Genomic DNA, 20,586 nt, shown 5'->3' on the forward strand with positions numbered 1-20,586 from the left:
TGATCGACTATGCTTGAGCAGCGAAGGGAAACGGAAGTGGTTCGACACCCCATGGATATCAAGTTCACCAACCGGCTGTCCTACAAGCAAGCCAGGCTTACTGTGCTGGTCGGTTTCATTCTGGGCACGCTGCTCAGTCTGCTGCAAATAGGCATCGATTATGCCAGCGAAGACGCCTCCATCAACCGCGAAATCCTGTCTTTGCTGGAAATCAGCCACAACCCCGCGTCCCGTATCGCCTACAACATCGACGCCGAACTCGCTCAGGAACTGACCCTGGGCCTGTTGCGCTCGCCGGCGATCATCGGTGCGCAATTGACCGACAACAACAATACCGTGCTGGCCAGCGTCAAACGCCCGGGCGTGCAAAGCGGTTATCGGGTGATCAGCGACTTCCTGTTCGGCGCCAACCGGCAGTTCGAAGACCGTCTCTACCTGGATCACTTGCCGACCGAATCCCTCGGCACCCTGAGCCTGGACGTCGACACCTATTCATTCGGCAACCGGTTCCTGCGCCGGGCCGAGGTGACCCTGCTCAATGGCTTCGCTCGCAGCCTGCTGCTGACTGGCATCCTGCTGGCGCTGTTCTATGTAATGCTGACCAAGCCGTTGGTGCGGGTCATCCGTGAACTCAGCAGTCGCGACCCGCGCAGCACGGAGTCAACGTCGCTGGAGTGTCCGACGGCCCATGAAAACGATGAAATCGGTGTACTGGTCAAAGTTGCCAATCAACAATTCGAAAACATCGCCACCGAAATCCAGCAGCGACGCAACGCCGAAAACCGCCTGACCGACTACCTCGGGCAACTGGAGAACATCGTCTCGGCCCGCACTGCGGAACTCAAGGCAATCAATTCGCGGCTCAGTCAATCCAATCAGGAACTGGAAGTCGCCCGCGGCACCGCCCTGGACATGGCCGAAGCGCGCTCGGTGTTCCTGGCCAACATGAGCCACGAGATCCGCACGCCGCTCAATGGCCTGCTGGGGATGATCGCGCTTTCCCTGGACGGCCCGCTCAATGCCGAGCAACAGCAACAGCTGTCCATCGCCCATGACTCGGGCAAAGTACTGGTGGAACTGCTCAACGATATTCTCGATTTATCGAAGTTCGATGCCGGCCAACTGGAGCTTGAACATATTCCGTTCGACCTCGGCTCGCTGATCGAAGACACCGCCAACCTGCTATCGCAAAACGCCGCGCCGAGTGTCGAGCTGAGCTGCCTGATCGACCCGCACTTTCCGGCCCTGGTGCTCGGGGATCCGACCCGGGTCCGACAGATCGTCAGCAACCTGTTGTCCAACGCCCTCAAGTTCACCCGTTTCGGTCGGGTCGATGTGCGCCTGTCGACGTTCGGGGACGGCGTCAGAATCGAAGTCTGCGACACCGGCATCGGTATCGCCCAGGACGCCCAGGTCAAGATCTTCCAGCCCTTCACGCAGGCGGGTGCCGGCATTACTCGGCAATTCGGCGGGACCGGATTGGGCCTGGCACTGACCTACAACCTCTGCGAAGCCATGCAAGGGCGCCTCACCATCAGCTCGGAAGCAGGCTTCGGGAGCCAGTTCTGTGCGGATCTGCCGCTGCCCAGCCACACCCGCGCCCTTCCCCCGGCCTCTTTACAGGGCAAGGTCATCGCAATCACCGCCGCCAGCAGTGGTCTGGCAGAACTGTTGAACAGTGTGTTGCCCGGCTGGGGGCTCGACTATGAGCAGCGTTCCCTCGATGACTCGTTGCTGGGCCTGAACCCCGATGTACTGATTACCGATTGCCCCGAATGCCTGTTTGGCCTGCGTCCTTCGTGTACAGCGCCCATTCTGCTGGTCACCGCTTATGGCAGTTTCATGCCCAGCGAAGAAGCCCTCGCCCTCGCCCCTTTGCAACAACAGGCGCGGCCTCTGGCGCGCAACGCGCTGTACCAGACACTGCGGCGAACCCTGCAGCCGGAACTCAACACGATCAACGGTGCCCGGCTCGACACCCTCTCCCCACAACGACGCGGACGCGTGCTGCTGGTGGAGGACAATCCGGTCAACCAATTAGTGGCCAAGGGGATGCTCGGAAAACTCGGTTGCGAGGTGATTGTCGCCGGTCACGGTGGCGAGGCGCTGGATCAGCTGGAGCAGAGCGAATTCGATCTGGTGCTGATGGACTGCAACATGCCGGTGATGGACGGCTACGAGGCCAGTCGGCAAATCCGTCGCAGCGGACGCTGGCCACAGCTGCCCATCGTCGCCCTGACCGCCAACGCCATGTCCGAAGAGCGCGAACGTTGTCGTGCGGCAGGCATGAGCGATTACCTGGCAAAACCCTTCCGCCGGGAAGAGTTGGCTGCCCTGCTGGACTTGTGGGTGCCTACTACGACAGTGCTTTGATTTGCCCCAAAAGGTGATCAAGACCATCGCGCAGATCGTTCAGGCGATCCAGATCCACACCGCTGTCGCATAACAGACGGGCCTTGAGCGGCCCGACCTGATCGCGCAAAGCCTTGCCGGTTGGCGACAGGCTCAAGTGCACTTCACGCTCGTCCCGCGCCGAGCGCTGACGCTGAACCAGTTGCAGTTGCTCAAGACGCTTGAGCAACGGCGTCAGCGTGCCGGAATCCAGTGCCAGGCGTTCACCCAACGCCTTGACCGTCGGCTGCTCCGGGGCTGCCTCCTGCCATTCCCACAACACCAGCATCGCCAGGTATTGCGGGTAGGTCAGGCCGAGCTGATCGAGCATCGGCTTGTAGGCGCGGATCACCGCCCGGGAAGCGGCGTACAGCTTGAAGCACAGTTGACTGTCAAGCTTCAGGGAATCGACTGACAAGGTGTTCATTTGAGCAGGGCTTCGATCTCGCGGGTCAGGTCCTGCGGCTTGGTCGCGGGGGCGAAGCGCTTGACCAACTGGCCATCCTTGCCGATCAGAAACTTGGTGAAGTTCCACTTGATGCCTTGGGAACCCAGCACACCCGGCGCGCGCTTTTTCAGTTGAACGAACAGCGGATGGGCGCCGGCGCCATTGACTTCAATCTTTTTGAACAGCGGAAAACTGACGCCGAAGTTCAACTCGCAGAACTCGGAAATCGCCCCTTCGTTGCCTGGCTCTTGCTTGCCGAACTGATTGCACGGAAAGCCCAGCACCACCAGACCTTGATCCTTGTAGGTCTGCCACAACTCTTCAAGGCCTTTGTACTGCGGAGTGAAGCCGCATTTGCTCGCGGTATTGACCACCAACACGGCCTTGCCGGCGAAATCCGCCAGGGTCTTTTGCTCACCCGTGATGGTGGTGCAAGGGATGCTCAGCAGGTTGTCGCTCATGGTTCTGACTCTAAATGAGGGAAGATGAGACAAACATAGCGAGCAATTGAATTGCGTGCAATTTAAATATCCGAAGGGCGATCATCGGATCGCCCATTGGCTTATTACCCGCGGGGTACCAGGTCCAGACACACCGAGTTGATGCAATAACGCAGGCCGGTCGGCGGCGGGCCGTCCGGGAACACGTGGCCCAAGTGCGCATCGCATTTGGCGCAGACCACTTCGGTGCGGATCATGCCGTGGCTGACGTCACGGATCTCGACCATGGCGCTGTCACCGATCGGAGCATAGAAGCTCGGCCAGCCGCAGCCGGAGTCGAATTTGGTTTTGGAGTCGAACAGCGGCTCGTTGCAGCAGATGCAGTGGTAAATGCCGGCGACCTTGCTGTCGTTGTATTTGCCGGAGAACGGTCGTTCGGTGCCTTTGAGGCGGCACACGTTGTACTGCTCCGGATCGAGCATAGCCCGCCATTCTTCCAGGGTTTTTTCCAACTTTTCCATCATCACACCTCAGCAGCTGAAAAAGCCCGATCTGTACCTTTTCCACGGATCGGGCGGCACGTATGATTGCGCCTCGTCAAACGCCAGTCTGGCAGCCAGACCACGCGCATTCAAACGGATTTATGGGTGCTGCCTCTCAAGGCGCCAGGCCTGTGTGAATACGCAGGATTCCCAGCACGGTCGTTCATACGCCGCCTGGATCGTTCATTTTCGGGAACACATCGCCATGCAGGTCAGCAAATCGAACAAGCTCGCCAACGTCTGCTACGACATTCGCGGCCCAGTGCTCAAGCACGCCAAACGCCTGGAAGAGGAAGGCCATCGCATCCTCAAGCTGAACATCGGCAACCCGGCGCCTTTTGGTTTCGAAGCGCCGGATGAAATCCTTCAGGACGTCATCCGCAACCTGCCGACTGCTCAGGGCTACAGCGATTCCAAAGGTCTGTTCAGCGCCCGCAAGGCCGTGATGCAGTACTACCAGCAAAAGCAGGTAGAAGGCGTCGGCATCGAAGACATCTATTTGGGTAACGGCGTTTCCGAGCTGATCGTGATGTCGATGCAGGCCCTGCTCAACAACGGCGACGAAGTGCTGGTGCCGGCCCCGGACTACCCGCTGTGGACCGCCGCGGTGAGCCTGTCGGGCGGCAACCCGGTGCATTACCTGTGCGACGAGCAAGCCAACTGGTGGCCGGATCTGGCCGACATCAAGGCCAAGATCACCCCGAACACCAAAGCACTGGTGATCATCAACCCGAACAACCCGACGGGCGCGGTGTATTCGAAAGAAGTCCTGCTGGGCATGCTGGAACTGGCCCGTCAGCACAACCTGGTGGTTTTTTCCGACGAGATCTACGACAAGATTCTGTACGACGATGCCGTGCACATCTGCACGGCTTCCCTGGCGCCAGATCTGCTGTGCCTGACGTTCAACGGTCTGTCAAAGTCATATCGCGTGGCGGGTTTTCGTTCCGGCTGGATCGCCATTTCAGGCCCGAAACACCACGCCCAGAGCTACATCGAAGGCATCGACATGCTGGCCAACATGCGTCTGTGTGCCAACGTGCCGAGCCAGCATGCGATCCAGACCGCCCTCGGCGGCTACCAGAGCATCAATGATCTGGTATTGCCCAACGGACGATTGTTGGAACAGCGCAATCGCACCTGGGAACTGCTCAACGACATTCCCGGCGTGAGCTGCGTCAAGCCAATGGGCGCGCTGTATGCGTTCCCACGGATCGACCCGAAAGTCTGCCCGATCCATAACGACGAGAAATTCGTGCTCGACCTGCTACTGTCGGAGAAGCTGCTGGTGGTTCAAGGCACCGCCTTCAACTGGCCATGGCCGGACCACTTCCGTGTGGTGACCCTGCCGCGCGTGGACGACCTGGACATGGCCATCGGACGTATCGGCAACTTCCTCAAGTCCTATCGCCAGTAACCTGCCTGTCACCGTGCGACGCTTGCGCAAGTCGCACGGTGATTGATTCAGCAACATTTCTTTGCGCCCTGCCGAACATCGCTGCTTCAAGCGCTAACTGATGACCGTTGAGTGCTCGCGTCTAACAACGGCGGGGCTTATGACGCTAATTGCCTGACAAACGCTTCCCGCATCGACGTCGGAAATGCCCTTCAAACAGCTAGACTGTTGCCGTAGGACACAGTTTGAAATAGTCACTTGGTTGAATAGCCTGGGTCAGCACCTTATATACCCCGCAGTACGCTACATCTTTAGCATGAGGAGATTTCTACAACCATGATGCGCATCCTGCTGTTTTTGGCCACTAACCTGGCGGTCGTGCTGATTGCCAGCATCACCCTGAGCCTTTTCGGCTTCAACGGGTTCATGGCGGCCAACGGGGTTGATCTCAACCTCAATCAGCTGCTGATTTTCTGTGCGGTCTTTGGTTTCGCCGGTTCGCTGTTCTCGCTGTTCATCTCCAAGTGGATGGCGAAGATGAGCACCAGTACCCAAATCATCAGCCAGCCGCGCACACGTCACGAGCAATGGCTGCTGCAAACCGTCGAGCAATTGTCCCGGGAAGCCGGGATCAAGATGCCCGAAGTCGGTATTTTCCCGGCCTACGAGGCGAACGCCTTTGCCACCGGCTGGAACAAGAACGACGCGTTGGTCGCGGTCAGCCAAGGGCTGCTCGAGCGTTTCTCGCCAGATGAAGTGAAGGCCGTTCTGGCCCACGAAATCGGCCACGTAGCCAATGGCGACATGGTCACCCTGGCATTGGTCCAGGGCGTGGTGAACACCTTCGTGATGTTCTTCGCACGGATCATCGGCAACTTTGTCGACAAGGTGATCTTCAAGAACGAAGAAGGCCAGGGCATCGCCTACTACGTGGCAACCATCTTCGCCGAACTGGTTCTGGGCATTCTGGCCAGCGCCATCGTCATGTGGTTCTCGCGTAAACGCGAATTCCGTGCAGACGAAGCCGGTGCACGTCTGGCCGGTACCGCCGCAATGATCGGCGCCCTGCAACGCCTGCGTGCCGAACAGGGGCTGCCGGTGCACATGCCGGACACCCTGACGGCTTTCGGCATTAACGGTGGCATCAAACAGGGGTTCGCCCGCATGTTCATGAGCCACCCGCCGCTGGAAGAGCGCATCGACGCGTTGCGTCGTCGGGGCTGATAGCTCTGCGGTGATGCAAAAAGGGGCGATCATCTGATCGCCCCTTTTTTGTGCCTTGCTGTTCCATCAACTCATCAAGCGATAAATCCGCTCTTCAAGCCGCGTAACACCGCTTTCCAGGAACTTCCAGCTCTCGCCCAGAACGTCCTGGTCCTCCAGAATCTTCAACTCCCACGAAACCCCGAACAACCGTTGCACTTCGTCATCCAGCACTGCAAAGGGCGGCCCCTCCATTTGTGCCTGGTCGTAATCCAGGGTAATCAGCAGCCCCAGCGAATCTTTCGGCACAATCCGCTTCAGATGCTCGGCGTATTGCTCCCGCATCTTCGGTGGCAAGGCGATCAACGCAGCGCGGTCGTACAGCGCACTGCAATCGGCGACATCGCCGGCCGTCAACGCGAAGAAATCACCACACCAGATCTCGATCGAGCCCGCTCGATAGACGGTGAAGGGGCCTTGGTCGCTGACGTCCGGGTCAAATTGATGCTCGTGGAAAAAGTCTTCCACCGCTTTTTCCGACAACTCGACGCCCAGCACCTCGTGACCGCATTTCGCCAGCCACAGCAGATCCAGGCTTTTGCCACATAGCGGCACCAGTACGCGCGCACCCTCCTCCAGGCCCAGCTGCGGCCAGTACCGTTGCAGATATGGATTCACTTCCGGCAGGTGGAAGCCGATCTGATTCGACGTCCACCGCTTGTGCCAAAACTCCGGCTGCATAATTAATCCCGAAAATTCGATCAAAAGACCCTAAAACTTATATTAGATTTAGATCAATGATCTGACTGAAGATGATGCCATCTTACCCCTCAGGAGCTCATTCATGTTCCCCAGCCTGTACATATCCCATGGCTCGCCCATGTTGGCACTGGAACCGGGCGCCAGCGGGCCCGCCCTCGCTCGCCTGGCCGCAGAATTGCCGAAACCCAAAGCTATCGTAATTGTTTCTGCGCACTGGGAAAGCAACGAGTTGCTCGTCAGCGGCAATCCCCAGCCTGAAACCTGGCATGACTTCGGCGGGTTTCCGCAGGCGTTATTCGACGTGCAATACCCGGCGCCCGGCAATCCACAATTGGCCGCAGAGGTTGTCGAACTGCTGAAGAGCGATGGCCTGCCCGCACGCATCGAAGCCGAACGGCCGTTCGACCACGGGGTTTGGGTGCCGCTGTCATTGATGTATCCACAAGCCGACATCCCCGTGGTGCAAGTCTCGCTGCCCACCCGCGGCGGCCCGGCCCTGCAGACCCGCGTCGGTCATGCCCTGTCCAGTCTGCGCGAACACGGCGTGCTGCTGATCGGTTCCGGGAGCATCACCCACAACCTGCGCGAACTGGACTGGCACGCCGGCCCGGAAAGCGTCGAACCCTGGGCCCAGGCATTTCGTGACTGGATGATCGAAAAACTCGCTGCCAACGACGAAACCGCGTTGCACGATTACCGTCAGCAAGCACCGAATGCCGTGCGCAACCATCCAAGTGATGAACATTTGTTGCCTTTGTATTTTGCCCGCGGTGCCGGAGGAAACTTCAGCGTGACTCACAAGGGATTCACCATGGGGGCCTTGGGCATGGACATTTACCGCTTCGGATAATGTCGCAGTACAAGCGCTCAACCTGTGGCGGCCAGGCTCAGACCACATCGACCCCGACATGAATCGCGTCGTGCCGCCAAAACTCCAGATCACAATCAATCAACCGCTCATGCTGATCGTAATTGACCCGAGCGATGCGCAACCCCGGACTCCCCACCGACACCCGTAAAGCCGCCGCCGCATCCACCGACAACGCCGTCGGCACAATCTCGAAACGCACCCGCCCATAGTGCAAGTCGTAATGTCGCGCATACAGCTCGGTAATTGACTGATTCAAATCGAAATCCAGAATCCCCGGGAAAAACTGCGGATTCAAATAGTGCTCCACATACAACACCAGCCGCTCATCAATCCGCCGCGCCCGGCAGATCTGAATCACGCTGGACAACGCCGGTAACTGCAACCAGGCACAGACCGCCGCCGACGCCGGTTGCAACCGCGCGGAAATCACCTCGGTGGATGGCACCCGCCCCTGTGCACTGACCATTGCGTGAAAGTGACTGCGCTGCATCAGGTTGTAGGCCAGGCGCGGTGGCGACACGAACCAGCCACGGCGCTCCTCCCGATAAATCTGCCCCTGGGCTTCCAGCTGCAACAACGCTTCACGCACGGTGATCCGGGTGGTACCGAACAACTCACTGAGCTTGCGCTCGGCCGGCAGTTTGCTCCCGGGCGCCAACAGGCCATGGTCGAGCTGTTCCTGCAGAACCTGCCCGATGGCTGTCACCGCTTTGGTTGTCTCGATGCGCATCAACGTTACCTATCTGGACTAGACCAGCACTGTTTCGGGGCGGAACCGCGATTCAAATTGGTTCCCTCAACTCCCGACAAGCCTAGGCACTGCACATGACTGACAGATGACAAAGCCGTCGAACGGTTGATCCAGACGCCTGCAATTTCACGGCCAAGTCCTTTTATATCAGCCTATTAGCCATGGTCTACGCTTACTCCGAAGCCTGAGCATTGCAGCTCAAAAAATATAGGCCGACCGGTCGTCGACATCAAAATGTCATCAGAGGCGCCTAAATTGGCTCAGGTATTGCTGACCTAGACCAACACAACCGCAATCGCAGCGTTGAAAACGCCCAAAGGAGCTTCGGATGAAACAGCTTTTCCTGGCCTCACTGTTAGGCTCGACCATTGCCATGTGCACCGCCGCGATGGCGGCTGATAGCGATTTGAAAACCCTGGAAGCCGCGGCGAAAGCGGAAGGTGAGGTCAACAGTGTCGGCATGCCCGACAACTGGGCCAACTGGAAAGGCACCTGGGATGACCTGGCCAAAAACTACGGCCTGAAACACATCGACACCGACATGAGCTCGGCTCAGGAAATCGCCAAGTTCAAAGCTGAAAAAGACAACGCCACGGCTGACATCGGTGACGTCGGTGCAGCCTTCGGCCCGATCGCGGTCAAGCAAGATGTGGTGCAACCTTACAAACCCTCTACCTGGGATCAGATTCCAGATTGGGCCAAGGACAAGGACGGCAACTGGGCGCTGGCCTATACCGGCACCATCGCGTTTATCGTCAACAAGAAGCTGCTGCACGGTTCCGAAGCCCCGACCAAGTGGGCTGATCTGAAAACCGGTAAATACAAGGTTTCCATCGGTGACGTGAGCACCGCCGCCCAGGCCGCCAACGGTGTACTGGCCGCAGCACTGGCCAACGGTGGCGACGAAAAGAACCTGCAACCAGCGCTGTTGCTGTTCGCAGATATCGCCAAACAAGGACGCCTGTCCATGGCCAACCCGACCATCGCCACGATGGAAAAGGGTGAAATCGAAGTCGGCGTGGTCTGGGACTTCAACGGCCTGAGCTACAAGGCCAAGATGGCGAATCCGGATGATTACGTGGTGCTGATTCCATCCGATGGCTCGGTGATTTCCGGTTACACCACCATCATCAACAAATACGCGAAAAACCCGAACGCCGCCAAGCTGACCCGCGAATACATCTTCAGCGATGCCGGTCAGATCAACCTGGCGCGCGGCAACGCCCGTCCGATCCGCGCCGACCACGTCAAATTGCCGGATGACGTCAAGGCCCAACTGCTGCCTAACGAGCAGTACAAAAAGGTCACGCCGATCAAAGACGCGGATGCGTGGGAAAAGACCTCCAAGGCGCTGCCTCAGAAGTGGCAGGAAGAAGTCATCATCAACATGCAGTAATGCTGTAGATCCCACATTGGACACCTAATGGAGATCCAATGTGGGAGCGAGCCTGCTCGCGAATGCGGCTGAACATTCGACGAAGATGTTGAATGTCATACCGCTTTCGCGAGCAGGCTCGCTCCCACAGGGGGATTGGTTGCGTACTTGAATTAACTGTTTCGCGGAGTTTTGCCCCTATGAAGCACAACGTCATCCTTGTGGTGCTCGACGGCCTCAATTACGAAGTCGCGCGCCACGCCATGGGGCACCTGCAGGCTCACGTTGGCGCAGGACGCGCAACGCTCTACAAACTGGAATGCGAATTGCCGGCGCTGTCCCGTCCGCTTTACGAGTGCATCCTGACCGGCGTCACTCCGATCGACAGCGGCATTGTTCACAACAATGTCTCGCGCCTGTCCAACCAGCGCAGCATCTATCACTACGCCAGCGATGCCAGCCTTGTAACCGCCGCCGCGGCCTATCACTGGGTCAGTGAGCTGTATAACCGTTCGCCGTTTATTGCCGCGCGGGATCGTCACACCGACGACCCGGACCTGCCAATCCAGCACGGTCATTTCTACTGGAGCGATCACTACCCGGACTCGCACCTGTTCGCCGACGCCGAAAACCTGCGCCTGCGTCATGCGCCGAACTTTTTACTGGTCCACCCCATGAACATCGACGATGCCGGGCACAAGCACGGCCTCGACACCCCCCAATACCGTAATAGCGCCCGCTCGGCTGACATTATTCTGGCCGACTATCTGCAAACCTGGCTCGACGCCGGCTATCAGGTGCTGGTGACCGCCGACCATGGCATGAACAACGACCGCTCCCACAACGGCCTGCTGCCGGAAGAACGCGAAATACCGCTGTTCGTCCTCGGAGACGCTTTCAGCTTCAATGCCAACGCCGCACCGAAACAGACTGAAATCTGCGGCACCGTCTGCGAACTGCTGGGTGTGGCCCACGACAAACCTGTGTGCCGGGAGCTGCTCAAGTGAACACCATGACGCGCGGAAAATGGCTGGCAGCCTTGTGTCTGGTGCCTTTTGCACTGTTCTTTATCGTGTTCCAGATCGCGCCGCTGTCCTGGGTGATGATCAATAGCCTGCAATCGGAAGAGTTCGGTTGGGGCGTGGCGAACTTCAGCAAGATCTTCAATTCGAAGTTCTATTTGCAAGCGATCCAGTACAGCCTCGAGATCAGTTTCTGGTCCAGCGTGTTCGGCATCATCATCGCCGTACTCGGCGCCTACTCCTTGCGCCGGGTCGACTCGAAGCTGCGCAACTTCGTCAACGCCTTCGCCAACATGACCAGCAACTTTGCCGGCGTGCCTTTGGCCTTCGCGTTCATCATTCTGCTGGGCTTCAACGGCAGCTTCACCATCATGCTCAAGCAGGCCGGGATCATTCAGGACTTCAACCTGTATTCGAAAACCGGGCTGATCATTCTCTACACCTACTTCCAGATTCCGCTCGGCGTGTTGCTGCTCTACCCGGCCTTTGATGCCCTGCGCGAAGACTGGCGTGAATCCGCCGCGCTGCTTGGCGCCAATGGCTGGCAGTTCTGGCGGCACATCGGTTTGCCAGTGCTGACCCCGGCGCTGCTCGGTACGTTTGTGATCCTGCTGGCCAACGCCCTGGGCGCCTACGCCACGGTGTATGCCCTGACCACCGGTAACTTCAACGTGCTACCGATCCGCATCGCGGCGATGGTTTCCGGCGACATTTCGCTAGACCCGAACCTGGCCAGTGCCCTGGCGGTGGTGCTGGTGGCGTTGATGACTCTGGTGACCATCGTGCATCAGCTGCTGTTGAAGAGGAGCTACCATGTCTCGCGCTGAACTGGGTCCCGTCGGTGTCTATCACCGGGTGGTGGTGTATTTGCTCTTTGCCATACTCTTGCTGCCGTTGCTCGGGACGCTGATCTACTCGATCTCCAGCAGTTGGTCGGCGACCATTCTGCCCAGCGGCTTCACCGTCAAATGGTACGTGGAGCTGTGGAGCGATCCGCGGTTTCTCCATTCGTTCGGCCAATCGCTGCTGGTCTGCGTCGGCTCGCTGATTCTGTCCGTGGTGCTGATTCTGCCGCTGCTGTTTGTGGTGCATTACCACTTCCCGAAACTCGATGCGCTGATGAACATCTTGATCCTGCTGCCCTTCGCGGTGCCGCCGGTGGTGTCGTCGGTGGGGTTGCTGCAACTCTACGGTTCCGGGCCGTTTGCGATGGTCGGGACGCCGTGGATTCTGATCGGTTGCTATTTCACCGTGGCGCTGCCGTTCATGTACCGGGCAATCACCAACAACCTGCAAGCGATCAACCTGCGAGACCTGATGGACTCCGCCCAACTGCTCGGTGCCAGCACCTGGCAAGCGGCGTTCCTGGTAGTGCTGCCAAACTTGCGCAAAGGTTTGATGGTGGCGTTGCTGCTGTCGTTCTCGTTCCTGTTCGGTGAGTTCGTGTTCGCCAACATCCTCGTCGGGACCCGCTACGAAACCCTGCAGGTCTACCTCAATAACATGCGCAACAGCAGCGGCCACTTCACCAGTGCGCTGGTGATTTCCTATTTCTTCTTTGTGCTGGTTCTGACCTGGGCTGCCAATATATTGAACAAGGACAAAAGCCAATGAGCTTCGTCAGCGTCCAACACCTACTGAAAAGCTACGCGGGCACCACGGTGTTCAGCGACATCAACTGTGAAATCCAGAAGGGTGAGTTCGTCACCCTCCTCGGCCCGTCCGGTTGCGGCAAGTCCACACTGCTACGCTGCATCGCCGGGCTGACCTCGGTGGATGGCGGCAAAATCCTGCTCGATGGCCAGGACCTCGTTCCGTTGAGCCCACAGAAACGCGGGATCGGCATGGTGTTCCAGAGCTACGCGCTGTTCCCCAACATGACCGTGGAGCAGAACGTCGCCTTCGGTCTACGCATGCAGAAGGTCAACGCCGACGATAGCCATAGGCGTGTTACCGAAGTGCTGAAACTGGTGGAGCTCAACGATTTCGCCGCGCGTTATCCGCATCAACTGTCCGGCGGCCAATGCCAGCGAGTCGCTCTCGCCCGGTCGTTGGTGACCCGGCCTCGTCTGTTGTTGCTGGACGAACCGCTGTCGGCCCTCGATGCACGGATTCGCAAGCACTTGCGCGAACAGATCCGTCAGATCCAGCGTGAACTCGGCTTGACCACGATCTTCGTCACTCACGATCAGGAAGAAGCCCTGACGATGTCCGACCGAATTTTCTTGATGAATCAGGGAAAGATCGTACAAAGCGGCGACGCCCAGACCCTTTACACCGCACCCATCGATTTCTTTGCCGCAGGTTTCATCGGCAACTACAACCTGCTGGACGCCGACAGCGCCACAAAACTGCTGCAGCGACCGATTACCCACCGCATCGCGATTCGCCCGGAAGCCATCGAGCTGAGCCTGAACGGCGAACTCGACGCACAAATCCGCAGCCACAGCCTGTTGGGCAACGTGATTCGCTACCGGGTCGAAGCCCGGGGCGTGGAATTGGTGGTGGATGTGCTGAACCGCTCGGCGGCCGATTTGCATCCCGATGGTCAGCGTCTGGCGCTTTCCATCGATCCGACGGCCCTGTGTGAGGTAGCCTGATGCCTTTGCTGATGTTGAAGAGAGAACCGCACTGATGGCCCTGGCAATTTTTGATTTGGACGAAACCCTGATCCACGGCGACTGCGCCACCCTCTGGAGCGAGCAAATGGGCCGCCTGGGTTGGGTCGATCCCGAGTCGTTCATGCGTCAGAACAATGAACTGATGGACGCCTACAGCCACGGCAAACTAAGGATGGAGGAGTACATGACCTTCAGCCTGGAGCCGATGATCGGGCGCACACCGGAAGAGGTCGACCATCTGGTAGGGCCTTGGGTGGAAGACTTCATCGAGCCGATCATTTTCAGTGACGCCACCAAAGCGATTGCGGCCCATCGCAAGGCCGGCGATCGGATTTTGGTGATTTCGGCGTCGGGCACGCATCTGGTGCGGCCGATTGCCGATCGCTTGGGCATTGACGAGATTCTCGGCATCGAGCTGGAAGTTGCACATGGGGTGTATAGCGGCAACACCGTTGGCACGCTGACCTACCGCGAAGGCAAGATCACGCGTTTGCTGGAGTGGCTGGATGCGGAAGAGGAAAACCTTGAGGGCGCCAGTTTCTACTCCGACTCACGCAATGATTTGCCGCTGTTGCTGAAGGTTGATTTTCCGCATGTGGTGAACCCGGATCCGGTGTTACTTGAGCACGCCGAAAAGGCCGGCTGGCCAATCCATATCTGGAAGTAATTTGGCCCCTGTGGGAGCGAGCCTGCTCGCGATGAACGATAACGCGGTCTTGCAGGTAAACCGCGTCGCCTGAATCGCGAGCAGGCTCGCTCCCACAGGTTCACTGTCGTCAAACCAGGCTTTCGTCGATCATCAACACCAACTTTCCCGACACCTTGTTAGTCGCCAACTCCGCAAACGCCGCTTCGGCGTCCTTGATCGGAAAGGTCTTGGCCAATTGCGGGCTCAAACGCCCTTCGGCAAACAGCGGCCAGACATGTTGGCTGAGATCACTGAACAGATCCGCCTTGAACTGCTCGTCGCGACTGCGCAAAGTCGAACCCAACAGTTGCACCCGCTTGGCCAGTACCTGCGCCAGATCCAGCTGTGCCTCACGACCGCCCATCAGGCCGATCAGCACCCAGCGACCATCGCGCGCCATCAGTTTCAGATTCAGCGCGGCGTAGTTGCCGCCCACCGGGTCGAGAATCACATCGAACGGGCCCAGGTCGCTCAAGCTGCCCAGATCCCCGTTGCGCACGACCCCACCTTGGGCCCCCAGCGCTTCGCAGTAAGCCAAACGCTCGGCAGAGCCGACACTGACCCAACACGGGTTACCAAACGCCTTGCACAGCTGAATGGCAGCTGAACCGATTCCACTTGCTCCGGCGTGCAGCAGAACTTTCTCACCCGGCTTGAGCGCAGCCAGTTGAAACAAATTCAGCCAAACGGTCGCATACACTTCCGGCAGCGCTGCTGCCTCAGCCAGAGACAAACCTTCGGGAACCGGCAACACGTGCCGTCCGTCGACAACTACCTCCTCGGCCATCCCGCCCCCGGCCAGCAAGGCGCAGACTCGATCCCCGACTTGCCAGGACGAGCCCGGCCCCACCTCGCTGATCACCCCCGAACACTCAAGACCCAGTACCTGACTGGCTCCCGGCGGTGGCGGATAAAGACCCGCCTTCTGTAACAAATCGGCGCGATTGAGACCCGCAGCCGCCACTCGAATCCGAACTTGTCCTACATCACATGTAGGACTGGGCTCTTCCACCCACTCCACTTGACCTTCAACGCCTTGCAATGCTTTCACAGTGCCTCCATAGTGAGTCTGGACTGAGCCCGTAGCTGTAGCGCCGGGCTTTCTTGCATTTTTGACCGGCCCTTTGTGGAACCGGCGACTTCAAAGACGGCCTAATATGCGTGATCAATTGTCCCCGCGTCGAATCAGCATGAAGCATTTTTTCCCCAGCACCGCCCTAGCCCTGTTCATTGGTATCGGCCTGTTGCCGATGTCGACCAATTCGTTTGCAGCCAATAGCTGGGACAAGCTTCAGCCTGATCGTGACGAAGTGATCGCCAGCCTGAATGTCGTCGAGTTGCTAAAGCGCCATCACTACAGCAAACCGCCTCTCGATGATGCGCGCTCGGTGATCATCTATGACAGCTACCTCAAGCTGCTGGACCCGTCGCGCAGCTACTTCATGGCCAGCGACATTGCCGAATTCGACAAATGGAAAACCCAGTTTGACGACTTCCTCAAAAGCGGCGACCTGAACGCCGGGTTCACCATCTACAAGCGCTACCTGGACCGCGTCAAAGCGCGTCTGGACTTCGCCCTTGCCGAGCTGAACAAAGGCGTCGACAAGATCGACTTCACGACCAAGGAATCCTTGCTGATCGATCGTAAGGACGCCCCTTGGCTCAAGTCCACAGCAGAACTCGACGACCTGTGGCGCAAACGCGTCAAGGACGAAGTGCTGCGGATGAGGATTGCTGGCAAAGAGCCCAAGCAGATTCAGGAAACCCTGACCAAGCGTTACAAGAATCAATTGTCGCGCCTGGACCAAACCCGTCCGGAAGACATCTTCCAGGCGTACATCAATACCTTCGCCATGTCCTACGACCCGCACACCAACTATCTGTCGCCGGATAACGCGGAGAACTTCGACATCAACATGAGCCTGTCCCTCGAGGGCATCGGCGCCGTGTTGCAGAGTGACAACGACCAGGTGAAAGTCGTGCGTCTGGTGCCGGCAGGCCCGGCCGACAAGACCAAGCAAGTCGCACCGGCTGACAAGATCATCGGCGTTGCCCAGGGCAACAAAGAAATGGTCGATGTGGTCGGCTGGCGTCTGGACGAAGTGGTCAAGCTGATCCGTGGGCCGAAGGGCACCGTGGTGCGCCTGGAAGTGATCCCGGCCAGCAACGCGCCGAACGACCAGACCACCAAGATCGTCCCGATCACCCGCGAAGCAGTGAAGCTTGAAGACCAGGCTGTGAAGAAGTCGGTCCTCAACCTGAAACAAGACGGCAAGGACTACAAGCTCGGCGTCATCGAGATCCCGGCCTTCTACCTGGATTTCAAGGCCTTCCGTGCTGGCGATCCGGACTACAAGAGCACCACTCGCGACGTCAAGAAACTGCTGACCGAGTTGCAGAAAGACAAAGTTGACGGCGTAGTCATCGACCTGCGCAACAACGGCGGTGGTTCCCTGCAGGAAGCCACCGAGCTGACCAGTCTGTTCATCGACAAAGGTCCGACCGTTCTCGTGCGTAATGCCGATGGCCGGGTCGATGTGCTGGAAGATGAAAACCCGGGTGCGTTCTACAAAGGCCCGATGGCGTTGCTGGTCAACCGCTTGTCCGCCTCGGCTTCGGAGATTTTTGCCGGCGCCATGCAGGACTACCACCGCGCGTTGATCATCGGCGGCCAGACCTTCGGTAAAGGCACCGTACAGACCATTCAGCCGCTGAACCATGGCGAACTGAAACTGACCCTGGCCAAGTTCTACCGGGTTTCCGGCCAGAGCACCCAGCATCAGGGCGTACTGCCGGACATCAATTACCCGTCGATCATCGACACCAAGGAAATCGGCGAAAGCGCACTGCCTGAAGCCATGCCGTGGGACACCATCCGAGCGGCCATCAAGCCTGCGGTCGATCCCTTCAAGCCGTACATCTCGCAGCTTAAATCCGAGCACGAGGTACGCTCGGCCAAAGACGCGGAGTTCGTGTTCATTCGCGACAAGCTGGCCTTGGCGCAGAAACTGATGGCAGAAAAAACCGTCAGCCTCAATGAAGCTGATCGTCGTGCACAACACGCCGATATCGAAGCCAAGCAACTTGTAATGGAAAATATCCGTCGTAAGGCCAAGGGTGAAGAGCCGCTCAAAGAGCTGAAGAAAGAAGACGAAGACGCGATCGCGGCCGAGCCAGACAAGACCAAACCAGAAGACGATGCCTACCTGAGCGAGACAGGGCGGATTCTGTTGGACTACCTGAAACTCAATACCGCGGTAGCCAAGCACTAAGTTGTTACAAGCAAGATGATGGCAATTTAATACTTACGCACCCCGGAGCGTCATCAAACAGTCATCATTCTGTCGTGAAATACAGGACTGGGAGCCCTCTTTAAACCAAGAGTGTGCTCCCAGTCCTTTTTTTATCGCCAGAGATCGCCATGACCACTACCGAACAGCTGAGTGCCTTGAGTTCCATACTGGCTCAAAGCGGTTTGCACAGCTTGTTCCAGCCGATCATTTCCCTCTCTGAGCGACGCATTGTCGGTTACGAAGCCCTCAGTCGCGGGCCCTCCAACAGTCCGCTGCACTCCCCCCTCGCACTGTTTGCCGTGGCCCGTCAGGCCGGCCGCCTGAGCGAGCTGGAAATCGCTTGCCGTCAAAGCGCCTGCCGACGCTTCAATGATCAGCAACTCCCCGGCAAGCTGTTCCTCAACGTTTCCCCTGAATCCCTGCTCGAAGCCGCCCACCAACCCGGTCGCACCCTACAACTGCTGCAGGATTTCGGCATACCGCCGAGTCAGGTGGTGATCGAACTGACTGAACAAACCCCGACCGACGATTTCGAGCTGCTGCAAACCGCGCTGCATCACTATCGAGCGATGGGGTTTTCCATTGCTCTGGATGATCTGGGTGCAGGCTACTCGAGCTTGCGGCTCTGGTCCGAATTGCGTCCGGACTACGTGAAGATTGATCGACACTTCATCGATGGCATTCACCAAGATGCCCTCAAGCGCGAATTCGTCGGCTCGATCCTGCAAATTGCCAAGGCCTCGCGGGCACAAGTGATCGCCGAAGGTATCGAGCTGCCGGAAGAACTCGCGGTGCTGACCGAGATGGGCGTGGATCTGGTTCAGGGTTATCTGCTCTGCCGCCCCCAGGAACATCCACCTCGTGATGCCCGAGCCCTGATGCCCAAACGGGAAAGCACGGCAGTGGCGTTAAATGATGAAGTCAGCGACCTTAGCGCTTTGCTTAACGACCAACCGGCAGTGGGTCGCGATACACCGACCGCCACGGTGCTGGAAGCCTTTCGCCGCCAGGCCAACCTTAACTCCCTGGCGGTACTCGACGAGCAAGGTCAGCCCTGCGGCATCGTCCACCGGCATTCGCTCTCCGATGCACTGCTCAAGCCTTTTGCCACCGACCTGTTCGCCCGCAAGCCGATCAGCCGTTTAATGAGTGATGACTTCCTCGCCGTTGAGATGAGCCAGTCGTTGCAACAAGTGAGTCGCCTGATCACCAGCCGCGCGCGGCAGCGCATCGAAGAAGACTTCATCATCACCCTCAACGGTGGTTACCTGGGACTGGGCCGAGTGATCGACGTACTTAAATTGATTACCGAACTGAAGATCCAACAAGCCCGTTACGCCAACCCGCTGACCCTGCTGCCGGGCAACGTGCCGATCCAGCAATGCCTGACGCGACTGCTGCAACAGCAACGGGAATCGGTGATCTGCTACGTCGACATCGACAGTTTCAAACCCTTCAACGACATCTACGGCTACGGCCGTGGGGACGAAGTCCTGCTGTGCCTGGCGCAATGCCTGAATGATCGCGTCGACCCTTCCCGCGACTTTGTCGGCCATATCGGCGGCGATGACTTCCTGCTGGTACTCGGCCCGGAAGACTGGCGCAAACGCTTGAACCAGTTGCTGGACGACTTCCAGAGCCAGTGCCGCCGCTTTTATCGCAGCGAACACCTGGAAGCTGGCTGCTTCATCGCCCCAAACCGTCAGGGTGTGCGCCAGGAATTTGCGTTGCTGTCACTATCCATTGGCGTGGTGCATTTACATCCACAGGCCTGTGGACAACTCGATGCAAGCCAGTTGGCGGAGATGGCATCGCAGGCCAAGCATCACGCGAAGAATGTGCCGGGGTATAGCGTGCATGTGATTGATAGTTTGGCGGTGCCAGAAGCTGAGGAAGCGTTGGTTGCCGGGCATCGGTGATCTGATCGTTCCCACGCTCTGGGAATGCCTCCAGGGACGCTCCGCGTTCCAGCCCCACCGCTGGTGTCCAGCCTGACACTGATGTGCCGCAGAGCGTCACGGGCTGCATTCCCACGCAGAGTGGAGCGTGGGAACGATCATCAACCCTATGGCGAGGGGACTTGCCCCCGTTGGGCTGCGGAGCAGCCCCAAAACCTGCAATCCGGTTTTGTCAGGTACACCGCAGGGCTCGGTCTTGCGACTGCTGGCAGTCGAACAGGCGATGCGGCGTTCCGACACCCCACCTCGCCACAAAAGCCGCTCGGTGCTACTCCGAAAGCCGCGCCCGCAACCGCCGGCCAAGCACGTCCAGCACATCACACCCATCCCGCAACGGAATGGCGCAGAGCAAGGCAAAGTCACTGAGAATGAAGGACTGACACTCGATCGAACCGCGCATGGACAGGTTCTCCATCACTTGAGTGACGGCGCGGATTCGGTAGCTGGCAGCGTCATACAAAACATCAAGCGGCGCTTGGGTATCAACGAACAGTGTGGGCATGTCGTCGCAGTTGCTGGTGAGCGCCATGAAGCGGTTTTCGGGGTGGGGGGTTGGTTTTTTGTAGGGTGGGTCGGGGTGAATACTATTCATTTTTGAAACCTCTGGTAGTAAATGGGCGCTACCATCGGCCTTCCTACAGGCTTGGGTGGCAGCTATGCGCGGGGTAGGAATATCGAGACCAGAGCAAACTCGACCACGCCGAAGCGTGCCCGCGCACAGCCGCCGCAACTGATCTTACGGACGCACGTTGATGGCCGCAATTCAGGTGTCGACGCCAAGGCGTCCTCTCTAGTCTTGAAGGGTTCCTACACCCCACCACTGAA

General features: G+C 58.4%; 19 protein-coding genes. 12 read left to right on the plus strand and 7 right to left on the minus strand.

Going from position 1 to position 20,586, the window contains the following annotated elements; genetic code table 11:
* Window positions 1–51 precede the first annotated feature (51 nt).
* The gene (locus tag QFW87_RS21080; protein WP_283188781.1) at window positions 52–2,373 is read left to right on the plus strand and encodes a response regulator; all 2,322 of its coding nucleotides are present in this window, start codon (window positions 52–54) and stop codon (window positions 2,371–2,373) included.
* On the opposite strand, the gene QFW87_RS21085 is transcribed toward QFW87_RS21080, so the two are convergent.
* The 3 genes from QFW87_RS21085 to msrB form a co-directional block, all read right to left on the minus strand.
* Window positions 2,357–2,818 (minus strand): MarR family transcriptional regulator, encoded by a 462-nt coding sequence (locus QFW87_RS21085; protein WP_008145868.1) that lies wholly within the window; start codon window positions 2,816–2,818, stop codon window positions 2,357–2,359. The genes QFW87_RS21080 and QFW87_RS21085 overlap by 17 nt on opposite strands.
* Window positions 2,815–3,300 carry a glutathione peroxidase gene (locus QFW87_RS21090; protein ID WP_093224886.1) on the minus strand — a complete coding sequence of 162 codons (486 nt, stop codon included), beginning with the start codon at window positions 3,298–3,300 and terminating at the stop codon, window positions 2,815–2,817. Before QFW87_RS21090 ends, QFW87_RS21085 begins: the two co-directional genes overlap by 4 nt.
* A gap of 104 nt (window positions 3,301–3,404) precedes the next feature.
* Window positions 3,405–3,800: a peptide-methionine (R)-S-oxide reductase MsrB gene (gene msrB, locus QFW87_RS21095; RefSeq protein ID WP_283188782.1), complete on the minus strand. Its 396-nt coding sequence runs from the start codon at window positions 3,798–3,800 to the stop codon at window positions 3,405–3,407.
* A gap of 226 nt (window positions 3,801–4,026) precedes the next feature.
* Between msrB and QFW87_RS21100 the strand changes: the two genes are divergently transcribed.
* Together QFW87_RS21100 and htpX are read left to right on the plus strand one after the other, a co-directional pair.
* On the plus strand, window positions 4,027–5,238 hold the full coding sequence (locus QFW87_RS21100) for a pyridoxal phosphate-dependent aminotransferase (protein ID WP_046056560.1): 1,212 nt from the start codon (window positions 4,027–4,029) through the stop codon (window positions 5,236–5,238).
* A 315-nt stretch (window positions 5,239–5,553) separates the two neighbouring features.
* Window positions 5,554–6,441 (plus strand): protease HtpX, encoded by an 888-nt coding sequence (gene htpX / locus QFW87_RS21105; protein WP_008145865.1) that lies wholly within the window; start codon window positions 5,554–5,556, stop codon window positions 6,439–6,441.
* Between the two features lie 66 nt (window positions 6,442–6,507).
* Here htpX and QFW87_RS21110 read toward each other — a convergent pair whose 3' ends face one another.
* Entirely contained in the window at window positions 6,508–7,161 is a 654-nt protein-coding gene (locus tag QFW87_RS21110) for a thiopurine S-methyltransferase (RefSeq protein WP_283181146.1), read from the minus strand.
* 103 nt (window positions 7,162–7,264) lie between these two features.
* Between QFW87_RS21110 and QFW87_RS21115 the strand changes: the two genes are divergently transcribed.
* A complete protein-coding gene (locus QFW87_RS21115; RefSeq protein ID WP_283188783.1) occupies window positions 7,265–8,032 on the plus strand; it encodes a class III extradiol ring-cleavage dioxygenase in 768 nt (255 codons plus the stop codon).
* A 37-nt stretch (window positions 8,033–8,069) separates the two neighbouring features.
* Here QFW87_RS21115 and QFW87_RS21120 read toward each other — a convergent pair whose 3' ends face one another.
* Window positions 8,070–8,783, minus strand: coding sequence for a UTRA domain-containing protein (locus QFW87_RS21120; RefSeq protein ID WP_008145862.1), 714 nt, complete (start codon window positions 8,781–8,783; stop codon window positions 8,070–8,072).
* A 349-nt stretch (window positions 8,784–9,132) separates the two neighbouring features.
* Between QFW87_RS21120 and QFW87_RS21125 the strand changes: the two genes are divergently transcribed.
* The 6 genes from QFW87_RS21125 (at window position 9,133) to QFW87_RS21150 (ending at window position 14,489) form a co-directional block, all read left to right on the plus strand.
* Window positions 9,133–10,200, plus strand: a complete 1,068-nt coding sequence (locus QFW87_RS21125; RefSeq protein ID WP_283181149.1) for an ABC transporter substrate-binding protein — start codon at window positions 9,133–9,135, stop codon at window positions 10,198–10,200.
* Between the two features lie 179 nt (window positions 10,201–10,379).
* Window positions 10,380–11,186, plus strand: a complete 807-nt coding sequence (locus QFW87_RS21130; protein WP_283188784.1) for an alkaline phosphatase family protein — start codon at window positions 10,380–10,382, stop codon at window positions 11,184–11,186.
* Between the two features lie 5 nt (window positions 11,187–11,191).
* Window positions 11,192–12,028: an ABC transporter permease subunit gene (locus QFW87_RS21135; protein ID WP_283190939.1), complete on the plus strand. Its 837-nt coding sequence runs from the start codon at window positions 11,192–11,194 to the stop codon at window positions 12,026–12,028.
* Window positions 12,015–12,815: an ABC transporter permease gene (locus QFW87_RS21140; protein ID WP_283181151.1), complete on the plus strand. Its 801-nt coding sequence runs from the start codon at window positions 12,015–12,017 to the stop codon at window positions 12,813–12,815. Before QFW87_RS21135 ends, QFW87_RS21140 begins: the two co-directional genes overlap by 14 nt.
* Window positions 12,812–13,801 carry an ABC transporter ATP-binding protein gene (locus QFW87_RS21145; protein ID WP_283188785.1) on the plus strand — a complete coding sequence of 330 codons (990 nt, stop codon included), beginning with the start codon at window positions 12,812–12,814 and terminating at the stop codon, window positions 13,799–13,801. Before QFW87_RS21140 ends, QFW87_RS21145 begins: the two co-directional genes overlap by 4 nt.
* Window positions 13,802–13,835: 34 nt before the next feature.
* The gene (locus QFW87_RS21150) at window positions 13,836–14,489 is read left to right on the plus strand and encodes an HAD family hydrolase (protein WP_134102893.1); all 654 of its coding nucleotides are present in this window, start codon (window positions 13,836–13,838) and stop codon (window positions 14,487–14,489) included.
* A gap of 109 nt (window positions 14,490–14,598) precedes the next feature.
* Here the strand turns inward: QFW87_RS21150 and QFW87_RS21155 are convergent, their stop codons facing one another.
* Entirely contained in the window at window positions 14,599–15,561 is a 963-nt protein-coding gene (locus QFW87_RS21155; RefSeq protein WP_283181153.1) for a zinc-binding dehydrogenase, read from the minus strand.
* A gap of 139 nt (window positions 15,562–15,700) precedes the next feature.
* On the opposite strand from QFW87_RS21155, the gene QFW87_RS21160 reads away from it, so the two are divergent.
* Both QFW87_RS21160 and QFW87_RS21165 read left to right on the plus strand, forming a co-directional pair.
* Window positions 15,701–17,782, plus strand: coding sequence for a carboxy terminal-processing peptidase (locus QFW87_RS21160; protein ID WP_283188786.1), 2,082 nt, complete (start codon window positions 15,701–15,703; stop codon window positions 17,780–17,782).
* Between the two features lie 149 nt (window positions 17,783–17,931).
* Window positions 17,932–19,722, plus strand: coding sequence for a bifunctional diguanylate cyclase/phosphodiesterase (locus QFW87_RS21165; RefSeq protein ID WP_283188787.1), 1,791 nt, complete (start codon window positions 17,932–17,934; stop codon window positions 19,720–19,722).
* A gap of 307 nt (window positions 19,723–20,029) precedes the next feature.
* Here the strand turns inward: QFW87_RS21165 and QFW87_RS21170 are convergent, their stop codons facing one another.
* Window positions 20,030–20,353 carry a hypothetical protein gene (locus QFW87_RS21170; protein ID WP_283188788.1) on the minus strand — a complete coding sequence of 108 codons (324 nt, stop codon included), beginning with the start codon at window positions 20,351–20,353 and terminating at the stop codon, window positions 20,030–20,032.
* Window positions 20,354–20,586: the final 233 nt, after the last annotated feature.

The organism is Pseudomonas sp. PMCC200344 (genome assembly GCF_030053095.1).
Lineage (GTDB): Bacteria > Pseudomonadota > Gammaproteobacteria > Pseudomonadales > Pseudomonadaceae > Aquipseudomonas > Aquipseudomonas svalbardensis.